The sequence below is a fragment of the Mesorhizobium sp. P160927 genome (genome assembly GCF_057766385.1).
The window spans coordinates 5,168,777-5,190,526 of the sequence record NZ_JBYMDW010000001.1 but is presented as its reverse complement, the minus strand read 5'-3'; the positions used below and the strand labels follow the sequence as shown (position 1 = coordinate 5,190,526).

At 65.5% G+C, this 21,750-nt stretch carries 17 protein-coding genes; 14 read left to right on the top strand and 3 right to left on the bottom strand.

Annotation, left to right across the window (positions count from 1 at the left end; all coding sequences use genetic code 11):
• Positions 1-134 precede the first annotated feature (134 nt).
• Both AC3CB8_RS25315 and AC3CB8_RS25310 read left to right on the top strand, forming a co-directional pair.
• On the top strand, positions 135-2,267 hold the full coding sequence (locus tag AC3CB8_RS25315; RefSeq protein ID WP_352563566.1) for a GumC family protein: 2,133 nt from the start codon (positions 135-137) through the stop codon (positions 2,265-2,267).
• Between the two features lies 1 nt (position 2,268).
• Positions 2,269-3,615, top strand: coding sequence for a VpsF family polysaccharide biosynthesis protein (locus tag AC3CB8_RS25310; RefSeq protein ID WP_023774640.1), 1,347 nt, complete (start codon positions 2,269-2,271; stop codon positions 3,613-3,615).
• Positions 3,616-3,684: 69 nt separating this feature from the next.
• On the opposite strand, the gene AC3CB8_RS25305 is transcribed toward AC3CB8_RS25310, so the two are convergent.
• Both AC3CB8_RS25305 and AC3CB8_RS25300 read right to left on the bottom strand, forming a co-directional pair.
• On the bottom strand, positions 3,685-4,953 hold the full coding sequence (locus AC3CB8_RS25305; protein ID WP_023774641.1) for a glycoside hydrolase family 5 protein: 1,269 nt from the start codon (positions 4,951-4,953) through the stop codon (positions 3,685-3,687).
• Complete coding sequence (locus AC3CB8_RS25300; protein WP_352563567.1) at positions 4,950-6,119, bottom strand: DUF1972 domain-containing protein; 1,170 nt, start codon at positions 6,117-6,119, stop codon at positions 4,950-4,952. The genes AC3CB8_RS25305 and AC3CB8_RS25300 overlap by 4 nt, the downstream gene beginning before the upstream one ends.
• Before the next feature lie 442 nt (positions 6,120-6,561).
• Between AC3CB8_RS25300 and AC3CB8_RS25295 the strand changes: the two genes are divergently transcribed.
• The 11 genes from AC3CB8_RS25295 to AC3CB8_RS25245 all read left to right on the top strand — a co-directional run bounded on the left by AC3CB8_RS25295 (position 6,562) and on the right by AC3CB8_RS25245 (position 19,651).
• Entirely contained in the window at positions 6,562-7,731 is a 1,170-nt protein-coding gene (locus tag AC3CB8_RS25295; protein WP_084567591.1) for a glycosyltransferase, read from the top strand.
• Entirely contained in the window at positions 7,728-9,029 is a 1,302-nt protein-coding gene (locus tag AC3CB8_RS25290; protein WP_023784783.1) for an MATE family efflux transporter, read from the top strand. Before AC3CB8_RS25295 ends, AC3CB8_RS25290 begins: the two co-directional genes overlap by 4 nt.
• 9 nt (positions 9,030-9,038) lie before the next feature.
• On the top strand, positions 9,039-10,259 hold the full coding sequence (locus AC3CB8_RS25285) for a GNAT family N-acetyltransferase (protein WP_023794556.1): 1,221 nt from the start codon (positions 9,039-9,041) through the stop codon (positions 10,257-10,259).
• 34 nt (positions 10,260-10,293) lie between these two features.
• Positions 10,294-11,517: a GNAT family N-acetyltransferase gene (locus tag AC3CB8_RS25280; protein ID WP_031241694.1), complete on the top strand. Its 1,224-nt coding sequence runs from the start codon at positions 10,294-10,296 to the stop codon at positions 11,515-11,517.
• 112 nt (positions 11,518-11,629) lie between these two features.
• Positions 11,630-11,854 carry a hypothetical protein gene (locus AC3CB8_RS25275; protein ID WP_015316844.1) on the top strand — a complete coding sequence of 75 codons (225 nt, stop codon included), beginning with the start codon at positions 11,630-11,632 and terminating at the stop codon, positions 11,852-11,854.
• A gap of 94 nt (positions 11,855-11,948) precedes the next feature.
• The gene (gene ligD, locus AC3CB8_RS25270) at positions 11,949-14,438 is read left to right on the top strand and encodes a DNA ligase D (RefSeq protein ID WP_352563568.1); all 2,490 of its coding nucleotides are present in this window, start codon (positions 11,949-11,951) and stop codon (positions 14,436-14,438) included.
• 333 nt (positions 14,439-14,771) lie between these two features.
• The gene (gene ku / locus AC3CB8_RS25265) at positions 14,772-15,677 is read left to right on the top strand and encodes a non-homologous end joining protein Ku (protein WP_352563569.1); all 906 of its coding nucleotides are present in this window, start codon (positions 14,772-14,774) and stop codon (positions 15,675-15,677) included.
• Complete coding sequence (locus AC3CB8_RS25260) at positions 15,674-16,807, top strand: tetratricopeptide repeat protein (RefSeq protein ID WP_352563570.1); 1,134 nt, start codon at positions 15,674-15,676, stop codon at positions 16,805-16,807. Before ku ends, AC3CB8_RS25260 begins: the two co-directional genes overlap by 4 nt.
• Before the next feature lie 88 nt (positions 16,808-16,895).
• Positions 16,896-17,540 (top strand): alpha/beta hydrolase family protein, encoded by a 645-nt coding sequence (locus AC3CB8_RS25255; RefSeq protein WP_352563571.1) that lies wholly within the window; start codon positions 16,896-16,898, stop codon positions 17,538-17,540.
• A gap of 6 nt (positions 17,541-17,546) precedes the next feature.
• Positions 17,547-18,317: an exodeoxyribonuclease III gene (locus AC3CB8_RS25250; protein WP_352563572.1), complete on the top strand. Its 771-nt coding sequence runs from the start codon at positions 17,547-17,549 to the stop codon at positions 18,315-18,317.
• Between the two features lie 140 nt (positions 18,318-18,457).
• Positions 18,458-19,651, top strand: coding sequence for a hypothetical protein (locus tag AC3CB8_RS25245; protein ID WP_352563573.1), 1,194 nt, complete (start codon positions 18,458-18,460; stop codon positions 19,649-19,651).
• Here the strand turns inward: AC3CB8_RS25245 and AC3CB8_RS25240 are convergent, their stop codons facing one another.
• Positions 19,652-19,753, bottom strand: a complete 102-nt coding sequence (locus tag AC3CB8_RS25240; protein ID WP_023774653.1) for a hypothetical protein — start codon at positions 19,751-19,753, stop codon at positions 19,652-19,654. It abuts the gene before it with no gap.
• A 327-nt stretch (positions 19,754-20,080) separates the two neighbouring features.
• Between AC3CB8_RS25240 and AC3CB8_RS25235 the strand changes: the two genes are divergently transcribed.
• On the top strand, positions 20,081-21,643 hold the full coding sequence (locus AC3CB8_RS25235; protein WP_352563574.1) for a WD40 repeat domain-containing protein: 1,563 nt from the start codon (positions 20,081-20,083) through the stop codon (positions 21,641-21,643).
• The last annotated feature ends 107 nt before the right edge of the window (positions 21,644-21,750 follow it).

Here is a 21,750-nt window from a genome sequence, read left to right as displayed (position 1 = left end):
TGCCACGCAAACTCCGTGCCAAAAACCAAAAGAGCTCCCAACATAATTAACAGTGTTTTAACAGTTGGAGTAATAGCTAGGCTGAAGCCGCAATTTAAGCTTTTGGGGCACATGGAGTGTTGTCGGAGCGACCTTTGCAATCATCCCTGCTCTCGTTGCCGCAACAACACGCTCCCGAGGTGATGCAATATGCGCCGGAGCCACCGCCGGCCGCGTCCTATCCGTCCTCGACCGTCGAGCTGGGTGACCTGAAGCGCATTCTGGTGCGCCGCCGTTTCCTGATCCTCGCCACCGCCGCGCTGCTGACCCTCGCGGCGCTGCTCTATGGACTGTTCACCCCGGCGCTTTACAGCTCGGCGGCGGAGATCATCGTCGATCCGCAGGACCTGCAGGTGGTCACCAACGACGTCAATCCGAGCCGCGTTCCACCCGATGGCGGCATCACCATGGTGGAAAGCCAGGTTGCCGTCGTCCAGTCGAGCGGCGTGCTGCTCAGGGCAATCGCGGCGACCAACCTGACCGACGACCCGGAATTCAACGGGCAGGGCGGATTGTTGAGCCGCTTGCTCGGCGGCGTGCTGGGCTCGGGGTCGGCCGAAACCGACAAGACGGGAAAGACGCTCGATGCGTTGCGCCGGCGGCTTGCGGTCAAGCGGGCCGACAAGGTGCTGGTCCTCGACGTGATCGTAACCGCCAAGAGCGCCGACAAGGCGGCGAAGCTCGCCAATGCCATCGCGCAGGCCTACCTGGCCGATCAGGCGAGCGCGCGCGCGAAGATGGCCACGGATGCTTCCGACTCGATCACGGCGCGGCTGGACGAACAGCGCAAGCGCGTCCAGCGGGCCGAGAATGCGGTCGAGGCCTACAAGTCGGCCAACAACATGGTGATGGCCGCCGGCAATCTGGTCAGCGACCAGGAACTCACCGAGATCAACACGCAGCTCGCCGCCGCACAGAGCCGCACCGCGACGCTGAAGGCGCAGGTCGACCAGTTGCGCCGGTCCGGCGGCGCGCCCGACGCGACCTCGGAAGCGATGCGCTCGGCGGTGATTTCGAGCCTGCGGGCGCAGGAGGCGACACTTGTCGACCAGGTTTCGCAGCTCGGCACGGAGCTCGGGCCGCGCCATCCTTCGATGATGGCGGCCCAGCAGCAATTGCGCGACACGCGCGCGCTCATCGCGCGGGAACTCGGTCGTATCGGCGCCGCCGCCGAAACCGACTACGAGCGGGCGCTGGCTAACCAGCAGGCGCTGGAAGCGAAGGTCGCGGGCATGAAGAGCAAGTCGCTCGACACCGACCAGGCCTCGGTCAAGCTGCGCGAACTGCAACGCGATCTCGAGGCGGTGCGCTCCGTCTATGCCACCTATCTGCAACGGGCGCAGGAAACGCGCGAGCAGGTCAATGTCGACAGCACCAATGCGCGCATCATCTCCGACGCCATGCCGGCCCTGAAGAAGAGCTGGCCGCCGCTGTTGCTGTTGGTATTCGGCGCGTTCTTCGGCGGGCTGGGGCTCGGCACCGGCATGGCGCTGATCGCGGAATATTCGTCGCCGACGGTGCTTTCCAGCGCGCAGATGCAATCGGCCATCGACGCGCCCGTGGTGGGCGTGCTGCCGGCAAAATCAGCGCGCCGTCGCTGGTGGCCTTTCGGCGGCGCCGCCGCGCCGGCCGGACAGAAGATGGACGCGGTTGCCGGCCTGGCGTTGAGACGCCTGTTCTCGTCCAGCCGGCGTCCGCCGAACTGGCCGCTGGTACCGTCCATCCTGGTGACGTCGGCGCCAGAAGACTCCGCGCAGCGGGGCCGGGTGGCGCGCCTGCTGGCCAATGCGGCGGCTGCCAGGGGCAGCCGTGTCCTGTTCATCGACACCAACAATGCCGGCGGCAGCCAGAAAGAGCCGCAGCCAGGTCTCCTCGACGTGCTGCGCGGCGAATACGCGTTCGAAGCGCTCAGCCAATACGCGCCCGGCAGCAACGTCGCGCTTCTGGGGAAGGGTCGGCCGAAGGCTGCCTTTTCCGAGGCGCAGGGCGTCTATTTCACACAGCATATGCTGGCCCAGGCGAGCCGCAATTTCGAACTCGTCGTCGTCGACGGCGGCGCGCTGGCCGACAATCTCAACGCCTCACCGCTGGTCGCCATGGTCGACGAGATCGTGCTCGTCGCCACGCTGAACGCGACGCCGATGCGCGATATCACGGCGGCCTCGCAAGCCATTTCCGTCATGGGGCGGTTGCCGACCGGCGCCTTGCTGGTCGACGAGGCGGCCTGACATGGCTGCCATCCGGGGTGCCGCCCGGTCCGCCACCCCGGCGGCGGGCTGGGCCGGCCAGGGTCAAGCCCCGACCGCGCCCCGCACCGGCAATTCCGTTGACTGGGTGACCGGCTACGGCCTGGTCGCGGTGGTGGCGCTGCTGTTCAGTATTTCGGGTGGCATGCTGTGGCTGGTGGGCTACAATTACGACGGCCTGACCGGCAATCCGGCGACCAAGATCCATCCTTCCACCTATCTGCTCGTGCTGATGTTCGCCTGGCGCGCCTGCACGTTCGGCAACCCGGTCGGCTACATGCTAACCATCGCCGACAGGCGGCCGGCCAGCGCGCTGCTGGCCGTCATGTCGATCATGCTGCTGGTCGTCGTCATCATCAGGCAACGCCCCGGCATGGCCGGCATGATCGACACGTTCGTGGCGGCGGCGCTGCTGGTGATGATGCTGGCCGAGGCCGACGAAAAGACGTTCGCCCGCATGCAAACCGTGGTGCACGCGGTGATGACGGTGAACGCGCTGCTGGCGCTGTTCGAGTTCGCCACCAAGACGCTGGTCTTTCCCTACCGGCTCGACGGCGAGGTGTTCATGAACGACCTGCGCTCGACGGCGCTCCAGGGCCATCCTCTGTCCAATGCCACGATCACCTCGATCTATGTGCTGGCGCTGCTCTCCGGTTCGAAATCCCTGTCCATGCCGCTGCGGCTAGGGCTGATCGGCCTGCAATGCGCGGCGCTGGTCGTATTTGGCGGGCGCTCGGCGATGGTGACGACGATCGCGCTCGGCGGCATCTATCTGCTTTTCAGCGGCGTGGCTTATCTGCGGCGAGGACGCATCAGCCTGCCGGGTGCCGCCCTTGCCGTCATGCTCGCCTCGCTGTTGCCGGTCGTGGTCGTCATGCTGTTCTCCTACGGCTTCTTCGACGCGCTGCTGGAGCGCTTCGTGTCGGACAGCGGCAGCGCCAATGCCCGCGTCGAAATGTTCGAGTTGTTCAAGCATTTCGAACCGCGCGACCTGATCGTGGGGCCCGACATCGATCTCATCGAAAGCCTGCGCCGCATCAACGGCCTCGAACAGGGCATCGAGAACCCGATCATCCGCCTGCTCCTCTATCAGGGCGCCTTCTTCACCCTGCTGTTGTTTTTCGGCTTCGTGCTGTTCATGCACGAAGTGGCGCGCCGCTGCCATCCCGGCATCTGGCTGACTATGCTGGGCTGGCTGATCCTGCTCAACACCTCCGAAAGCCTGGCGTCAAAGACGACGTTGATGACCAAGTTCGTGGTGATAGCGCTGGCGCTTTACAGGCCGGTGAAGGTGGCGGGGCGTCCGGGCGCGCAAGGGGTGCCGAGGTAGCGCTCTACGGCGCGCTCCCCCTGTCCTGGCGGACGGGGGACAAGGAACTCGGCCGCATCTGGAAGGCGCTTATTCCGGCATACTCAACCCCAATGCATCCACCATCGCCGGGTCGAGCGAGCGGGTTTTGTCGTCCATCATGCCCATGCCGTCGAACAGGTCCCAGAAGGCCCACGGGAAGCCGGATGCCTCGGCGCTCTGCCTTACATCGGCGATGTAGCGGGCGCGGTCCGGGTTGGGGGCGGCGACGTAGCGGGCGTCGGTGCGCAGCGCGCCGAATTCGCCCATGATGACGCGCGTCGGCGCGATGCCATGGCTGTCGGCCCAGCCGCGCGCCTGGCCGATATATTTGTCGACGAACCAGCGATCGGGCCTGGCGTCGAAATAGACCGTCAGCACGCGTTCGGTTTCGGCATAGGCGGCCTGCTTGTCGGCTTCCGAGGTTTCGGTGTCCCCGGCCATGCGGGCCCTGACCGAGGCCAGCGTCCGCTCGAGCGAGCCGGCGGAGGCCGGCCATGGCACGTTGTTGAGCGCGCGGTAGACGGGCTCGCGCATCCAGGGTGCGCCCTGATGGCTGAACAGATAGGGTTCGTAGAAATGAAAGGTGAACAGGATCGGCTCGAAGGCCGCCAGCGGTTCCGGATCGAGCGCGGCAAGCCCGCTCACCATCGAGCCGCAACCGCCGGTGACGACAAGCGGCAAGGTCGACGACGATGCCCTGGCTGCCGTCAAAAGCGCCGCCTGGACCAGAGACCAGACGTTTGACGAGCAGGATTGCGGCGGCTCGTTGACCGGTTCCAGCGCCACCATGCCCGACGGGAACCGCTGCAGCCTGCCGGCAAGCGTGCCCACCAGCGCGCGATAGGCTTCGAATTCGGGCGCGGCGGTGCTGGAAACCATGCGGTCGGGATTCCAGTAATGGGTGGCGCCGTTGGCCTGCACGTTGACGATGATGCCGAGATCCGCATCGATGACTGCCGCGACGGCATCGTCCAGCATCGCCAGCAATTTTGTGCGCGTGGCGGCATCGGCGGCCAGGAAAGGGCCGGGATCGACCGGCAGGCGGACGAAGTCGAGCCCGGTCCGGCGCAGCCGGCGAAGGTCGTCCGGTGTCGGCACCGGCCGCTGCGATTGGAAGGGCGGCCAGTCATAGTCGGTGCGCGGCGCGGGAAACTCGCGTGTGAGCGCGAACCAGGGCCAGGCGTTGACGCCGTGGCGAAAACGCCATTCGCCGGCGGCGGCCGGCGCGGGCGATGCGGCCGAGAGTGCTGCCGTTGCGGGCACCAGCGCCGTCGACAGCGCGGTCCTCAGCAGCCGCCGTCGCGACCAGCCCGTCATACGGCTCCGGGCGAGGGACGGTCGACTGGCTGGGCAGCGGCGGCGCTCACCCCCAGAAGGCGGTAGGCTTCGGTTTCATAGGCAAGCAGGACATCGTCCCAGCGGAAAGCTTCGTTGGCGCGGGCCCTCGCGGCCGCGCCGCAGGTCCTGACCAGCGCGTCATCTTCCATCGCCTGCCGCATCCGCTCGGCGCAACTCTGCCGGTCGGTGAAGAAGATGGCGGCCGCGCCGGCGGTCCATCTGTTGTAGGGATTGTCATGGGCGATGACCATGTTGCCGGCGGCCAGCGCCTCGACCAGCGACGGGTTGGTGCCGCCGACGGTATGGCCATGCAGATAGGCGCGCGCGTGAAAACGCAGCGCCTTCACTGTCGCCTGGTCGTAGATCGCGCCGGGCAGCACCACCGAGGCGTTCGCCGCCTTGCGGACGGCGACATGGTAAGGGATATCGGGGGAAAGCGTGCCCAGCACCACCAGCTTCATGTCGCGCTTCCGGCTGCAGAAGGCCTCGACCATCGGCAGGATGTTGTTGTCGGGCTCGATACGCGCGATCGAGATCAGGTACTCGCCAGGCTCCAGGCCGAGCGCGCGCACCGACGTCTCCGGTGCCGATGTAACCGGGTCGGCGCCGTAGGTGATGGTGGCGATGGCACTGCGCGGCCGGCGGGTCGCCAGGTGATCCGCGATCACCGGATGGTCGGCGACCAGGCGGTGCGAGGCCCAGGCGCCTATCCATTCGTTTAGCCAGAACCACGCGCGCGCAGCCACACCCCATTTGGGCCGGCGCCACTCGATGCCGTCCATGTTGGTGATGATCTTGCGCCGCATCAGCCTCAGCCAGGTCAGGAAGACCGCGCCATTATAGCCGAGCACCAGGCAGATGCCTGGCCGCCGTGCGGCGTCGAGCACGCATTGCCAGTCGAATTCCAGCGTCGCGCGAGGGCCTTTCGAGGCGACCTGGATATGGATGAGATCGATGCCGTTCCAGGTGTCGACACGTACCCTTTGGTCGACCCGCTCGACCTCCTCCTGGCAATAGACGCCGACCTTCCAGCCGCGCCCGGCCAGAAACAGCGCGAGCTTCTCGGCGAAGGTTTCAAATCCACCATGGGCCGCTGGAATGCCGCGCGTCCCGAGAATCAGGATGGTGGGCATTTCAGGTCTCATGGCTGCTGGCGCTTTCAAATCCGCTCGATTCCGCAATGCGCGGGCCGTCCCCTCTGAAAACCCAGCCCAGCGATATCCGTGCCAGACTCAGTTCCAGCTATCATGGCACTGGGGTGTAAAATATTTCTTCCAGCGGCCGGAGTTGTTTCACTATCGGTCAACTATCCCAGCGTATGTGTATCGAAACAAGGCAATGCCGCGACCGTGCGACCCGCGGACAGAGAAATCAGGGGCCGGCATGATCCTTGCTCATGGACTTCTGTGCGCCACATCGGCGGAGGACGTGCGGCATTTGGTATGGTGATCCGGGTTCTCCATCCGCTCGTCACCATGACGGCAACAAGTGAAGTCCAAAGGGGTGTTGGGCTTGAAGTCTCCAGTCGCCTGTTCCGTCAGGCGGCGGGATCGTCAAACTACCCCTGGCAGAAAGATGCATGGGAATATGCGGATTGCATGCGTCCATCAGGGCTATGAACTCTATGGTTCCGATCGCAGCTTCGCGGAGAGCGTCGCTGCGTTGCGCGCCGCGTTTCCGTCAGCCGACATTGAGGTCGTCCTGCCGCGCAGCGGACCGATCGTGCGGATCCTCGAACCGCATGCGACCCGGATCGTCTTCGAGCCGCTCTGGGTGCTGAGGCGACAGGCGATTGCGCGCCTTGCCACCGTCGAGATGGCGCGGCTGCCGGTCGCGGTGCTGAGGGCCTGGCGGCGGCTTCGGGATTGCGATCTGACCTATGTCAACACCTCGATCGTGGCCGATTATGCGCTGGCCGCGCGCCTGCTACCGCACAAGGCCGTGCTGCACATCCACGAAATTCCCGAAGGCACCATGCGCAGGATCCTTGTCGGCCTGATGCACTGGAGCCATGCCGATCTCATCTTCAACTCGCGCGCCACCCGCGCCGCGTTCGGGGAGCCTAGATCCGCGCGCTCCTATGTGGTCTATAACGGCGTTGCGGGCCCGGCCGCGGCCGAAGCGACGACCTATGACGGCAAGCGGCCGCTCAAGGTGCTGCTGCTTGGCCGCATCAACAGGATCAAGGGCCAGGAAGTGCTTTTGGAGGCGATCGCCTCGTTACCGGCGGAACTGAAGTCGAGGATCGAGGTGCGGCTGGTCGGCGGCGCCTTCGAAAGTACCGAGCGCGAACGCGCGCTCGCCGAACTGGTCAGCAGCATGGGGCTCGGCGGACGCGTCAGCGTGCTGCCCTTCATCCCCGATCCCTCCGAGCATTATCGCTGGGCCGATATCGTCACGGTTCCCTCGCGGCGTCCCGAATCCCTCGGCCGCGTCGCCATCGAGGCGATGGCCTATGGCCGGCCGCCGCTGGTGTCGGCGATCGGCGGGTTGGTCGAGGTGGTCAGCGACGGTGAGACCGGTTGGCATGTTCCGCCCGGCGATGCCGCCGCCCTTGCAGCCAAATTGGAGGAAATCATCCTGCGGCCCCAGGCCTGGCGCTCCTTTGTCGCCGCCGGGCGGGCGCGCTACGAGGCGGTCTTCAGCGAGCCGGTCGCGGCGGCGGCGATCGCGGCGATAGCCGGGGACAAGCTGAAGACAGCCGTCGCCAGGCCGGGGCGGACGGCAACCGCCCGCCAGGCGGAGACACGGCCGTGAAACTCCCTGGCCATCTGGTGCGGCGTCTCGTGCTGATGATCGGCGGCGAGGCGATGCAGAGCGGCTTCCACTTCGCCCTCAACATCGCGCTGCTGCACATGCTTTCGGCGCAAGGCTACGGCCTCTTTGCCATCGGCATGGTGATGGGCGGCGTCGGCCTGTCCTACATCAGGTCGCTCACCGCCGTTCCGGCCTCGATATGGATGGGCAAGAGCACCAACAGCGCCGGCGTCGATGCCTATGACGTCGCCTTCGGGACGGCGGCGCTGGTCGTTGCCTTGCTGATGGCCGTCGGCACGGCGATCGTGATGCGTCTCTTGGGCGACCCTAGCGGAATTGCCGCGGGCTGTTTCGTTGGCGCATGGTCGCTGCGCAGCCACATGCGCACGGCCTTCTTCGCGCGCCGCCAGCAGGTGATCGTCTCCCTCAGCGATGCCGCCTTCACCATCGCCGGCACGGTCATGGCCGGCCTGGCGATCTGGCTGGCCAAGGATGCGCTGCAGACTGTGTTCTATGCGCTTGCGGCGGCCAATGTGTTTGGCATCTTCGTCCTGGTCAGGCTGGCGCGCCGCACGATGCGCATCAGCTTCCGCATGCCGACGCGGCGGCGCTATGCAAGGCTGTGGTCCCAGCTCTGCTGGTCGGCATTCAGCGCCACCACCACCAACATCCAGGGACAATGCCTGGCGCTGCTGGTCGCGGGCATTGCCGGGCCGGCCGCCTATGCGCCGCTGGCGGCGGTGCTGGTGTTGTTCGCGCCGCTGCGGATCAGCAGTCTTGCCTTCGTGAACATGACGCAGCCCGAACTCGCCAAGCTGATGCGCAACAACGAGACGCGCCGGGTCTGGGCGCAGGCAAAGCTGTGGGCCGTTGTCATGGGGCTTGGCGCGGTCGTCTATGGATGCGCCATCCTGGTCGTACTGCCGATGATAAAGTCCCAGGCTCTCCAGGACGCGTCGGTGGGATTCATCGGGCTTTTCGTGATCGCGAATTTCGTCCCGATCATGCTCTACATCATGCCCCGCATCGTGCTCGAGATAATGGGTGACTTCCGCATCGTCGCGTTCATCACCCTGGGCGGCGCCATCGTCGGGCTGGCGTTGATCGCCATCGTGCTGTCGATCGCCTCCCCGCCATGGGCGCTGCTGGGTTCGGCGGTATCCGAAATCTTCGTGCTCGTGGCATCATGGTATTTCGTGCATCACCGCATGTGGAACATCGAACACCCGGACCAGCAGCGCGACAGCCGCCTGGGCTCCTGGCGGCGGGCGGTTTCGTTCGCCGCGGTAAAGCGATAGGAGAAGGATGTGACAGGCCACGCAGTGCAAATTGCCGCGATGACCGACTTGCCTGGCGGGCAGGTCTCGCATCCCACCTCCATCGCGGCGAACGACGCCTATACGGCAAAACTGCACACCAGCCTCGAGGCGGTCAGGCCACTCTGGCTGCGCTTTCAGGAAAGCGGTGTGTGCACCGGCCACCAGAATTACGCCTGGGCGGAAGGGATCGCCACGCGGCTGCTGCCGGAAAGCGCCGAACTCCTCATCGTCGAGGTGGGCGACGCCACGACTGGCGAACCCAGGATGCTGGTGCCGCTGATGCGGCGCAGGGCTTTCCATCATTGGGTGGTCGAATGGTTGAGCTGCGGTGTCTGCGACTATTCGGCACCGCTGCTGGCCGATGCCAGCCCGTGGACGCGACAATCCGCGCAGGCTGCGTGGGCGGCGGTGCGCTCAGCGCTGCCGCCGGCGGACCGCGTCCACATCGTGGGGATTCCGCGACAGATCCAGGGCGTCGCCAATCCGCTGGCCTTGCTGTCGGCCACACGCGATTCCATCCAGACCACTTTCGGCCTCGCCATCGATGGCGACCCTGAAACAGTGCTCAAGCGTCTCTGCAGGCCATCCTTCGCCAAGGAATTCGGCAAGGACTGGCGCCGCCTCGAACGGGTTGGCGGCGTGGAACTGGTCGAGGCCGGGGCGCCGGCCGAGGTTGACCGTATCTTCGGCGAACTGGTGCGGATGCGGCTCGACCGCTTCCGCGAGCTTGGTCGCTTCGATCTGCTGACCCAGGAGAACATCGTCGAGTTCTACCGGAACGCGGCTATTCAGGGCCTGTTGGACGGTTCGGTGCGGCTTTTCGGGCTGCTCGTCGGCGAGGCTCTGATCGCGGTTCAATATCTGCTCGTGCATCAAGGGACTGTTCATGCTCTGCTGATAGCGATGGACCAGGGCGTCGTGCCCAATGTCTCGCCGGGGCTTGCAATCATGGGCAGGTTGATCGGCTGGGCGCGCGAACGAGGCTTTGGATATTTCGACCTGTCGGTCGGCAACCAGAGCTACAAGGAACATATGGGCGCCAAGGGTTCGGTATTGGTCGAACTCTGCCATGGGTACACGATGCGGGGCAGTGTGGCCTCCACCGCCATCGAGTTCCGCAGGCGGGCCGAGGCTTTCGTACGCTCCAGCCCAAGGCTGCTCAACGCGGTCAAGGGAACGATGCGGGGTTTTCGGCGCCTGCGTGGATGATGCCCATGCGCCCCAGAACGAATGGGAGAGGCATGTGGCAAGCCAGGCAGTGCGGTTGGTCGCGACGGCGGATGCACCGGTTCAACCGATTTCTCCGGCTAGAACAGGCGTGGGCGCCACCGCGCGCTATACGGCGCGGCTGCACACCAGCTTCGACACCGTAAGGCAGCTCTGGCAGCGTCTTGAGGAGACCGGTTTGTGCACCGGCCACCAGGGCCTTGCCTGGGTGGAAGGCATTGCCGGGCGGCTGATGCCCAAAGGCGCCGAGCTGCTCGTCGTCGAGGTCAATGATGCCGCCACGGGCGCGCATGTCATGCTGCTGCCGCTGACGCGGCGCCGGGCGCTCGGCCACTCCGTGATCGAATGGCTGAGCCACGGCGTGTGCGATTATTCGGCGCCGCTGCTGGCCGATGCCAGGCTTTGGACCAGGCAAAGCGCCGACGCCGCCTGGGCCGCGGTCCGCGCCGTGCTGCCGCCGGCCGACCGCATCCATATTGCGGGGATTCCGCGAGAAATCCACGGCGTGCCCAATCCGCTGGCGCTGCTTTCGGCGGCGCGCGACTCCATCCAGATCGCCTCCGGCCTGGTCATGGACGGCGAGCCGGAGACGCTGGTCAAACGTATCTGCAAATCGTCCTTCACCAAGAATTTCAACAAGCACTGCCGCCGCTTCGAACAGCTCGGCGGCCTCGCATTGGTCGAAGCCGAGACGCCTAAGATGATCGATGAGCAGTTCGGCAGGCTGCTGGATCTCAGGCTCAACCGCTTTCGCGAACTCGGGCGCTTCGACCTGCTGACGCAGGCGCCTATCGTGGAGTTCTACCGCAACGCCGCCTTGCAGGGGCTTTCCGACGGCTCGGTGCGGCTGTTCGGGCTGCGCGTCGGCCAGGCCTATCTCGCTGTCATGTATGTGCTCGTCATGAAGGGCACCTTGCACGCCCTGCTGCTAGGGATCGACCAGGAGGCGGTGCCCAACGTCGCGCCGGGCCTGACGATGATCGGCAAGCTGATGGTGTGGGGACGGGCGCAAGGGCTCGGCTATTTCGACCTCTCGGTCGGCGGACAGGGATACAAACAGCAGATCGGCGCCTCGAACTCGGTGCTGGCCGAACTGTGCGAGGCGATGTCGCTGAAGGGCAGGGGCTCGGCCGCCTATATCAGGCTGCGCAGCAAGACCGAGCTGTTCGTGCGCTCCAAGCCGCGGCTTTACAAGGCCGTGCAGGGCGTGATGCACCGTTTGCGGCGGTTGAAGAACTGAAGGATGCCGCCCGCGAAATTGACAGGCGCGCGCGTCTCCGCCATCCTTGGGGCCAGTCGCCGGGCCGCCAAGAGCGGCCGAGTTCCGTGTCAGGCGACCGAGGGTGAAGCGCATGTCGACTGCCGTGAACGGCCAGAACTCCAAGCGCGCCGCGGTGCGCAAGGCACTTGACCGCCACAAGGTCTACGTCACCGCTCAGCGTTTCTCAGGCGGCACCTACAGTGCGCGCGTGCTGGTCGACGGCGAGGCCTACTGGGTGGATGAGTTCCGGCTGAGCCAGTTGCAGCAGGGTTTGTCGCCGGCCGAGCTGGAGCTGACGCCGGCGACCGACGACTGAGACCACGTGAAAAATCGCGAGCGGTGCCAACGTAGCGCCCTACGGCGCGAAGGAACGAGGCGGTTGTTGGTTTCCGCCAGACTCGGCTTTTGACATGCCGCCCGCCAAGCTCACATCCTATCGCGCCAAACGCGAATTCTCGAAGACGCCGGAGCCGGCCGGCGGGCTGATGACCGGGGGCGGCAACCGCTTCGTCATCCATAAGCATCACGCCACCGCGGACCACTATGATCTGCGCCTGCAGGTCGGCGATGTCTTGAAAAGCTGGGCGGTGCCGCGGGGGCCCTCGCTCAACCCAGCCGACAAAAGGCTGGCGGTGGAGACCGAGGACCATCCGCTCGAATACATCGATTTCGAGGGCGTCATTCCCGAAGGCGAATATGGCGGCGGACCGATGATCGTCTGGGACAGCGGCAGCTGGGCGCCGATGGACGATGTCGACAAAAGCCTGCGCACCGGCGCCTTCAAGTTCCGGCTGGCCGGCGAAAAGCTCAATGGCGGCTGGATGTTGACCCGGCTGAAGCCAAAGCCCGGCGAAGACGAGGACAAGAAGAACTGGCTGCTGTTCAAGGAGCGCGACCTCGCCGCCGACACGGGGCTGAATATCCTCGAAGCGCGACCGGAAAGCGTGAAATCCGGCCTGCGCATCGAGGAGCTGGTGGCGCCGCCTAGCCCGGCCGCGAAGTCCGCGCCAAAGCCCGGTTCGCTGAAGCCGGGCGACCTGCCGGGTGCGGCCAAGGCGCCGGCGCTGAGCCGCATCGAGCCGCAACTGGCGAGCCAGGTGCCGAAGCCGCCGGGCGGCGAAAGCCTTGCCGAGAATACGAACGAGCTCTGGCTGCATGAGATCAAATTCGACGGCTACCGCACGATGGCGCATGTTTCCGATGGGGAGGTGCGGCTGATCACGCGCGGTGGCATCGACTGGACGAGACGCTATGGCGACTTGCCACATGCGTTCGCCAAGCTGCCGTGCCGCGAGGCGACCGTCGACGGCGAGATCGTCGTGCTCGACGCCAAGGGCATTTCCCGCTTTGCGCTGTTGCAGGACGCGCTGGCAGCGGGCGCCGGCAGCAAGCTGCATTTTTACGCCTTCGACCTGTTGCATCTCGACGGCTGGGACCTGATGAAGGTGCCGCTCATCCGGCGCAAGGCACTGTTGGCCGAACTGCTTGGCGGGCTTGGCGCCAACTCCGCGATCCAGTTCTCCGACCATGTCGAAGGTTCGGGGCAAGCGCTTTACGACCAGGTGACGGAACTCGGCCTGGAGGGCGTGGTCTCCAAGCGCGCCACCGCGATTTATCAGAGCGGCCGCACCAAGAACTGGACCAAGACCAAGGCGCTCGAAAAGGACGATTTCGTCATCGCCGGCTACACCACTTCGGATGCGGCCGAGGGACTGGCCGCGCTCGGCATGGCCGAGTGGGTGGACGGCGAACTGCACTATCGCGGCAAGGTCGGCACCGGCTTCGATGCCGGGACCGCGGCCGACCTGCTGGCCCGGCTTGAGCCGCTCACATCAGGCGCGACGCCGCCGGAAGGCGTGCCGCGCGAAATCATGCGCGAGATGCACTGGGTCAAGCCGCTGTTTTCGGCTCGCATCCATTTTGCCAACCGAACCGCGGACAATTCGTTGCGCCACGGTGTGTTCCGGGGCCTCAGGGATGTCGGCCTGTCGACGCCGGTCTCCTCGACCCGCAAGCGCCTGATCGCCGAAGCCGATCTCGCCACCATCTGGGTGACAAACCCGACGCGGAGGCTGTTCGGCAAGACCGGCCCGACCAAGCTAGACATCGCCGTTTATTACGCGCTGGTCGGCGATTTCATGCTGCCGCACATCCTTGGCCGCCCGGTGTCGCTGGTGCGCTGCCCGACCGGCCTGCCCAAGGACTGCTTCTTCCAGCGTCACGCGTTCACAGGCATGCCGCCTTCGGTGGTGACATTCCAGGCGACCAATTCAGAGGGCGAGACCAAGTCCTATCTCTCGGTCGAGGGCGCGAAGGGCTATCTGGCGCTGGCGCAGTTCGGCGTCGTCGAGTTCCACACCTGGGGCACGCATCGCTCGAGCCTCGACAAGCCCGACCAGATCGTCCTCGACCTCGACCCGGGCGAGGGGATTTCCTGGCGCGAGGTGGTGGAGGCCGCCATCCACATCAAGGGCGAGCTGGAAGAGCTTGGTCTGGTGCCGTTCGCTAAGACCTCCGGCGGCAGCGGGATCCACATCACCGTGCCGGTGACGCAAAAGCAGAACTGGAAAAAGCTGCATCAGGCAACCAGCGCCATATCAACGCATTTAGCGGCCACCGCGCCGGACACCTTCACCACCACAATGGGCAAGGAAAACCGCAAGCGGCGCATCTTCATCGACTATCACCGCAACGCGCGCGGCCACACCTCGGCGGCGCCCTATTCCTTGCGCGCCCGCACCAACCTGCCGGCTTCGACACCGGTGAGCTGGGCCGATCTGGAGGCGATCGATGCACCGCAGGATTTGAATTATTCGTCGCTGCCGGGGTTGCTGGAGACGTCGGGCGATCCGTGGGCCGAGATTGACGGGTTTGCCAGGGATTTGCCTGTGGTCTCGTAGAGGTAAACGGGCTTCGAGGCGCCCTTCGACGACCAGGGCTCCTCAAACTCGTCATCCTAGGGTCCGTGCGCGTCCCTTCGCTCCTTGCTTCGCTTTGGGATGACGAAGCACAAGAGCGTTCGCTGCGGTCGCCGGCGTGTCGGCTCAAACTCCATCGACGCTTCCGACAATTTGAATTATTCTCCTCCCGTGGCCTCCAAAGCCGGCGGGAAGATTTCGTCAGGGATTTGCCGGTATTGTGCGGGGTCGGTGTAGGATTCGCGCAGCCTTGTTCGTCCTTCGGACGAAGCGCTGCGAAGTAACAGTCAGTGCATGGCCGCGTAGGAGTTCATCATGGCGCCCAGGGCAAGTTGGAAGGGTTACCTCAAACTCAGTCTCGTCAGCTGTCCGGTGCGGCTATACCCCGCCACCAGCGCCAGCGAGCGCATCTCGTTCAACCAGCTGCACAAGAAGACCCACAACCGCATCAACATGAAGCCGGTCGACCCTGAACTCGGGCTCGTCGAGCGGGCGGATCTGGTCAAGGGCTACGAGTACGAGGACAAGCAGTACATAATCATCGACGATGCCGACCTCGACGCGGTGCGCATCGAATCCAACCACACAATGAACATCGAGGCCTTCGTCGATGAGGACGAGGTCGACGTCATCTACCAGGACGCGCCCTATTACATGGCGCCGGACGGGGCGATGGCGGAAGAGACTTTCGCCGTGCTGCGCGAAGCGATGCGCAAATCCGGCAAGCTCGCCATCGCCCGGCTGGTGCTGTCCAGCCGCGAGCGCGTGGTGACGATCGGCGCGCGCGAGAACGGGATGTTCGTGTGCACGTTGAGGAACCCGAACGAAGTGCGCGGCACTGCTGAATATTTCGGCAACATTCCGGCCGGCAAGCCTGATCCGGAAATGCTGCAGCTTGCCGAAGCGCTGATCAAGCAGAAGGAAACCACCTTCGATCCTAAGAATTACGAGGACCGCTACGAGGTGGCGCTGATGACGATGATCCGCGAGAAGCTGAAGGGCCATAAGCCGATCATCGCGGCGGCACCGGAGCGCGGCAACGTCATCAACCTGATGGATGCGCTGAAGGCCAGCCTGTCTCAGTCGAAGCCGCCGGCCAAGTCGAAGAGCAAGGCCGACGAAACCGACAAGCCGGCCACGAAGAAGGCGGCTGCGGGTGGCGCGCCTGAAAATCCGCTCAAGGCCAACCTGCTCAAGGCGGTCGGCAAGAGCAAGAAATGACGGCACCGGCCGTTCCGGGCGCTGTCTTCGGCACGATCGGCGCTCTGGCGGCGTTTCCACTCAGGCTCGCCGCCCGCGAGGTGGAGCGCCAGCACGGCCAGCTCAGGCGCGGCGTCACCCGGCGCACCACGCATGTCGTGTTCGGACACGCGTTGTTGGTCAAGGCCGGGCTGACCAAGGCCGGACTTACCAAAAATAACGATAGCGAGATCGAACGCCGCCTCGGCACCGAGCGCGCGGCCGGGCGCATTCTGATGAGCGAGAACGGTTTCCTGCGGCTGCTCGGGCTGATGAAGGCGCCCGAGGCGTCTTCACTGTCGCGCCAATCGCTGATCGATCAGTCAAGGCTGTCCGGCCCCGATCTCGACCGGCTCAGCCTGTTCGATGCCTTCGAGCATGATGGCGAGCCCTACTCCTTCCGCGACCTGATCCTGGCGCGCAAATATGCCGGGCTGATCGCCGGGGGCGCGACATGGGGCGCGATCGCGCGCTCCGTCCACCGCTCAGGCCCGGTGGCCTCGCTCACCGCCAAGTCGCTCAATGTCGGCTCGCAGCACGGCCGCCCCGACGAGATCTACCTCGAAGGCGGCCAGAGCGAGCTCGACGGGCAGCTGCTGTTCGATCTCGGTGCCGCGGCACAAGGCGACGACACGCTGGAAGATTTGTTCGCCGAGGCCGAGGCCGCGGAGGAGGGCGGCGACCATGACGGGGCCACCGCACTCTACCAGCGCTGCCTCGCCATCGATCCCACCGACGCCATCGCCGCCTTCAACCGCGCCAACTGTTTGCGCGGGTCTGGTCGCGTGGCGGAAGCCGCGCACGATTATGCCAGGGCGATAAAGCTCGATCCGGCCTTCGTCGAAGCCTGGTTCAACCTCGCCGGGCTGATGAGCGAGCAAGGCCGTGACGCTTCGGCGCGAAGGCATTTGCAGAAGGCGATCGCGCTCGACAAGACTTATGCCGATCCGGTGTTCAATCTGGCGCGGCTGGAGTTTGACGCGGGCAATCTGCTCGAGGCGCGGCGGCTGTGGATGCGGTACCTGGAGCTCGACGCGGAGTCGGAATGGGCAGGGGTGGCGGCCAGGGGTGTGCAGTTCGTGGACATCCAGCTGGCGAAGGCGGCGGGGTGACGATGGTTGGCGGAGGCCGCGATAACAGCCCATCTCCACCCTCGTGGGGTGAGGTTGGCAGTTTCGCCGTCGCGCGGGGTGTCACAACATGACCAGCTTCCTCTTCGATGGCCACGACACCGCTCCCGTCACCATCCTGCTGGCCCATGGCGCCGGCGCTTCAATGGACTCTCCCTCCATGACAGCCACCGCGAAGGCGCTCGCCGCCGCGGGCTTCCAGGTCGCGCGCTTCGAGTTCCACTATATGGCGGCGCGCCGCTACGGTCAGCGCAAGCCGCCGCCGCGCGCCGAGACAGTGAACCCGGAATACATCAAGGCGATCGCCGACCTCCGGGCGAAGGGTGTAGCGGGCAAGCTCATCATCGGCGGCAAGTCGATGGGCGGGCGGGTCGCCTCAATGATCGCCGACGAGATGTTTTCCAAGGGCGAGATCCTAGGACTGGTCTGCCTCGGCTATCCCTTCCATCCGCCTGGTAAGCCCGAGCAATTGCGGACAAAACATCTCACGGGGCTGAAGACGCCGACGCTGATTTTCCAAGGCACGCGCGACGAGTTCGGCACGAAGGACGAGGTCGCGACCTACAACCTTTCCGACGCCATCGAAGTGATCTGGCTGGAGGACGGCGATCATGATTTGAAGCCGCGCAAGAGCATTTCGGGTTTCTCGACCGCGGATCATCTGACGACGCTAGCGGAGACGGTGAAGGCTTGGATGGGTAGGATCACCCCCTAATCCCCAATGAAGATCGCCAGCTTCAACATCAACAACGTCAACAGCCGGCTGGACAACCTGCTGGCGTGGCTCGGCGCCGCGAAACCCGATGTGGTCTGCCTGCAGGAACTGAAGGCGCGCGACACGCAGTTTCCGCGCACCGCGCTTGCCGATGCCGGCTATGGCGCGGTGTGGAAAGGCGAGCCGACCTGGAACGGCGTCGCCATACTCGCGCGCGGTTCCGAGCCGGTGCTGACCCGCGATGTGTTGCCCGGCGACGATGCCGACCGGCAGAGCCGCTACATCGAGGCCGCGGTGAACGGCATCGTCATCGCCTGCCTTTATGCACCGAACGGCAACCCGCGGCCGGGACCGAAATTCACCTACAAGCTCGCCTGGCACGCGCGGCTGGAGGCGCATGCCCAACAGCTCATCGACACCGGCCTGCCGGTGGTTCTGGCCGGCGACTACAATATCGTGCCCGAGCCGCGCGACATCTACGCCACACGCTCCTATGACGACAACGCGCTGGTGCAGCCGGAAAGCCGCGCCGCCTTCGCCGCGCTGCTCGAACAAGGCTGGACCGATGCGTTGCGCAAGAAACACCCGAAGGAGACGCTCTACACCTTTTGGGATTACCGCCGGAACCGCTGGCCACGCGACGCGGGCCTGCGGCTCGACCACATCCTGCTGTCGAAGACGCTCACCCGCCGGCTGAAAGGAGCCGGCATCGATCGTGACATGCGCGGTCAAGATGGCGCTAGCGATCATGCCCCGGTCTGGGTGGAATTGGGGTGAGGGATTTCACGTCCGTCAGCCGCGCACGCACCCTTTTCCGGGGGTTGTCTCTCGCGCTAAGCTGGACAGGATCGGCAAGGGATGGTTGATGCATTGCATTTGTGACAATGGCGAGCGGCTATCACCGAAGCCGGTCTGCCATGAGTGACCTCGCTCTTGTCGGCCTGCTTGTGGCGGTGCTTGCGATCATTGCCGCAGCGGTTGCCGCCATTCGGCTGTTGCGCAAGGCGCGCCTGCGCCGCCGCGCGCTGCGCCGGGCCGACCCGGCCGAGGACTACGCCGTGCGCACAGACTGGAGCCGCAGCACCGGCACCGTCAACTACTCGTCCTTCGTCTATTTCGACGTCGACCGCGACGGGAGCTACGGCGTGGCCGACCGGCCGATGGCCGGCATCATGGTGCGGCTGTTCGACGGGCAGGGTGGCTTTGTCGCGTCCTCAAGGACGAACAATGGCGGTTATGCCAATTTCGCCATGTCGACATCGGCGCTGACAGCTGCGATCCGCGTGCCGGCTGCCTACCGGTTCTCGGTCTCGGTGCCGCCGGGCTGGCGCTCGCCAAGCGCCAACGACACGCAGTCCACGGAGTTCCGGCTGGCGCCCGGCTCGCCCACCGGGCTGGTGTCGCCGGACCTGCCGCGGCCGGTCGGGCTGGCGCCGGTGCGCAGCCTGGCTGGCAGGCTGGCGGCAGGTGGCACCGCGACCCTGTCGGTGATGGCTCAGGGGCAGGTGATGGAGAGCCTGACGCTGGCGCCGGCTTGCGCCTTCCGGTTCGAGCTTGCCGACGACGCCGACACTGTGGTGATCACCGGCGGCGGGCTCGACCGCCGGCTGGTGCTGTCCCCTTACCCCACCGATCTCGGGTTGCTTTCGCCCCGGGCGCCGGCGGATGAGGCGGCGGCGCGCACGATCGGCTTCGACGACGTCACCGGGCGCGGCTTCCGCAAGATCCCATGCGGCCATGCGGGGCTCGACTGGCGCAACCTGAACGCCATGGCGAATGACCACACCAAGCACAGCGAGGGCTATGTGAACGGCAATGTTTCAGGCGACCACGTGGCATACACCAGCAGCGGATATCCGGCCGAGTTCAGCCGCGAGACGCCATTTGCCTTCCACTCGGTGCTGCTCAGCGCTGCCTGGCTGAAGGCGGAAGGCGAAACGGCGCTGATCGAAAGCTGGTCGGGCGACCGGTTGGTCGCCAGCGATGAAATGGTGCTGTCGGCGCTCACGCCGCTCCACTACGCCCCGATGCTCAGGGAGATCACCCGTGTTCGCCTTTCGACGAAACACCATTGGCAAATGGTCTTGGACGACCTGATGCTGGCGGGCTGATTACGTCGGCAATGAGGTCACCGAAGTGCCGTTGGTCGCGGCAGTGATCAATTTCAGATTGCCCTTCCTGATCAAAACGGGCCGCCTATAGATCTTCTTCATGACGCAAGCTCTCCACTATATCCCGGGCGGAGTGTGTCATAATGCCGCCCACTGTCAATATTTCGCCGGGGACGGCTCAATTCATATCGGCATCGACCGTGATAAATTGGACACTAGCCTTTATCGGCGTCGTCTGGTCGAACCGGAGATCGTGGCCACGATGGAGGCGGCGCAATCGACCTTAAGCTGGATTTTCTTGAGCAGGGTGGTCGCACATCTTCTTATACCGCGGCTGTCCGCGTTCCGTCTCACGCGAGGCTGGCGGCATTTTGCGATACGCTCATGACGCTGATAGTCTGACCCGAAGGCCCGGCGAGGGGATGCGCGATGAACAGGTTGGCTGACAGGGTGCTGGCGCTTGTCCTGGCCGTGCTCGCGGCTGCCTGTCTGGCCCAGGTCTATCCGCTGATCGAAATCCTAGCCGGGCGTGGCCTTGCCGGGCTCGATGCCGTCACGCCGCGGCCGGCGGCATATTCGGCGGCGGCACTTGCCTGTTTGATCGGCGCGTTGCTGTTCCTGGCGGGCCAATTGCCCGGCCGGCCCGAGCACGCGGCCGGGGTGCCGCTGTTCGGCAGGGACGCCGAATTGGAGCCGGCGGGCCGCCCACGCCTGCGCCGGACTTTCCTGGTGCTGCCAGTGGTTGTCTTGCTGGCGTTGCTTGGCGACGGGTTCGGCTCGTGGCGGCCGCATGAGGGTGGCGAGCAAGTCGCCAGCGCGCCGCCCATGGAATCCGCGCCAAAGCCGGAACCGCCGGAGCCGTCGCCAGTTGCTCCGACACCGCCTTTGCCGCCGGCCCCGCCGCCCGAGCAGGCGGCCACGCCGCCAGCCGCTGCAAACCCGCCGGCCTTGCCGGTGCAACCAGCTCCGCCGGTGGCCGCGCCTGCTGTTCCGCCGACGCCAGCCGCCCCGATCCCACCGGAGGTCGCGGTCATTCCGCCGCCGACGGTGGCGCCGTTGCCGCCGTCGCCGCCGGCGGCACCAACGCAGCCCGACGGCCATCGCGATGCGGTCGTCTGGTTGGCGGTGGCGCCGGATGGGCGTTCGATCATGAGCGCCAGCACCGACCATACGATCAAGCTCTGGGACATCAGCGGCAAGCACCTGATGCGCAATCTCGGCGTTCACAAGGACATGGCGCGCACCGCGCTCTACATGCCCGACGGCATCAGTGCGCTGACGGCGGGCGACGACGGCGAGATCGTGCAGCGAAAACTCTCCGACGGCGCGGTGCTGCACGTCTTCCAATCCGGCCAGAACGGTGGCGTCAACAAGCTGGCGATCAGTCCGGACGGCAGACGCGCCGTCAGCGGGCACGACACCGGCAACGTCATCATCTGGGACCTCGTCAACGGGGCCGTGCTGCATGTGCTGACCGGCCACGACTGGTCCATCAGCGCGGTCGCGGTCTCGCCCGATGGCAAGCAGGCCCTTTCAGGCAGCATTGACGGGACGCTGAAGCTCTGGGACATCGAAAGCGGCAAGCAGTTGCGCAGCTGGCACGGCCATGAGCAAGGCACCTATGGCGCCGTGTTCACCGCTGACGGGCATCATCTGATCACCGGCAGCGGCGACCTGACGATCAAGGTCTGGGACGTCGACAGCGGCCGCGAGGTGAAGCGCTTCGAGGGCCACGAGGGCACGGTCTACGCTCTGGTGCTGTCGGCCGACGGCAAACGCCTGCTGTCGGGATCGCTCGACGGCACCGCAAGGCTGTGGGACATGGCGAGCGGCAATCAGATCGCAATGTTCGACAGCCAGAGCGGACCGATCTACGCCGTCGCCTTCGCCGCCGATGGCACGGTGCTGACCGGCGGCTCCGACCGCACCATCAGGGATTGGCCGGCGGCCGGTGGTGACGGCGTCGTGCTGTTCGCAGGGGCGCCGGGGTGAATGCCTGGAGAGGCTGGGCCGGGGCATGGACGCTGGTCAAGTAACCGGGCGCTTGCCATGGTCGACGCGGACGGAGGGGCGCATTGTTGGGGTGTGCTCGGCGCCCG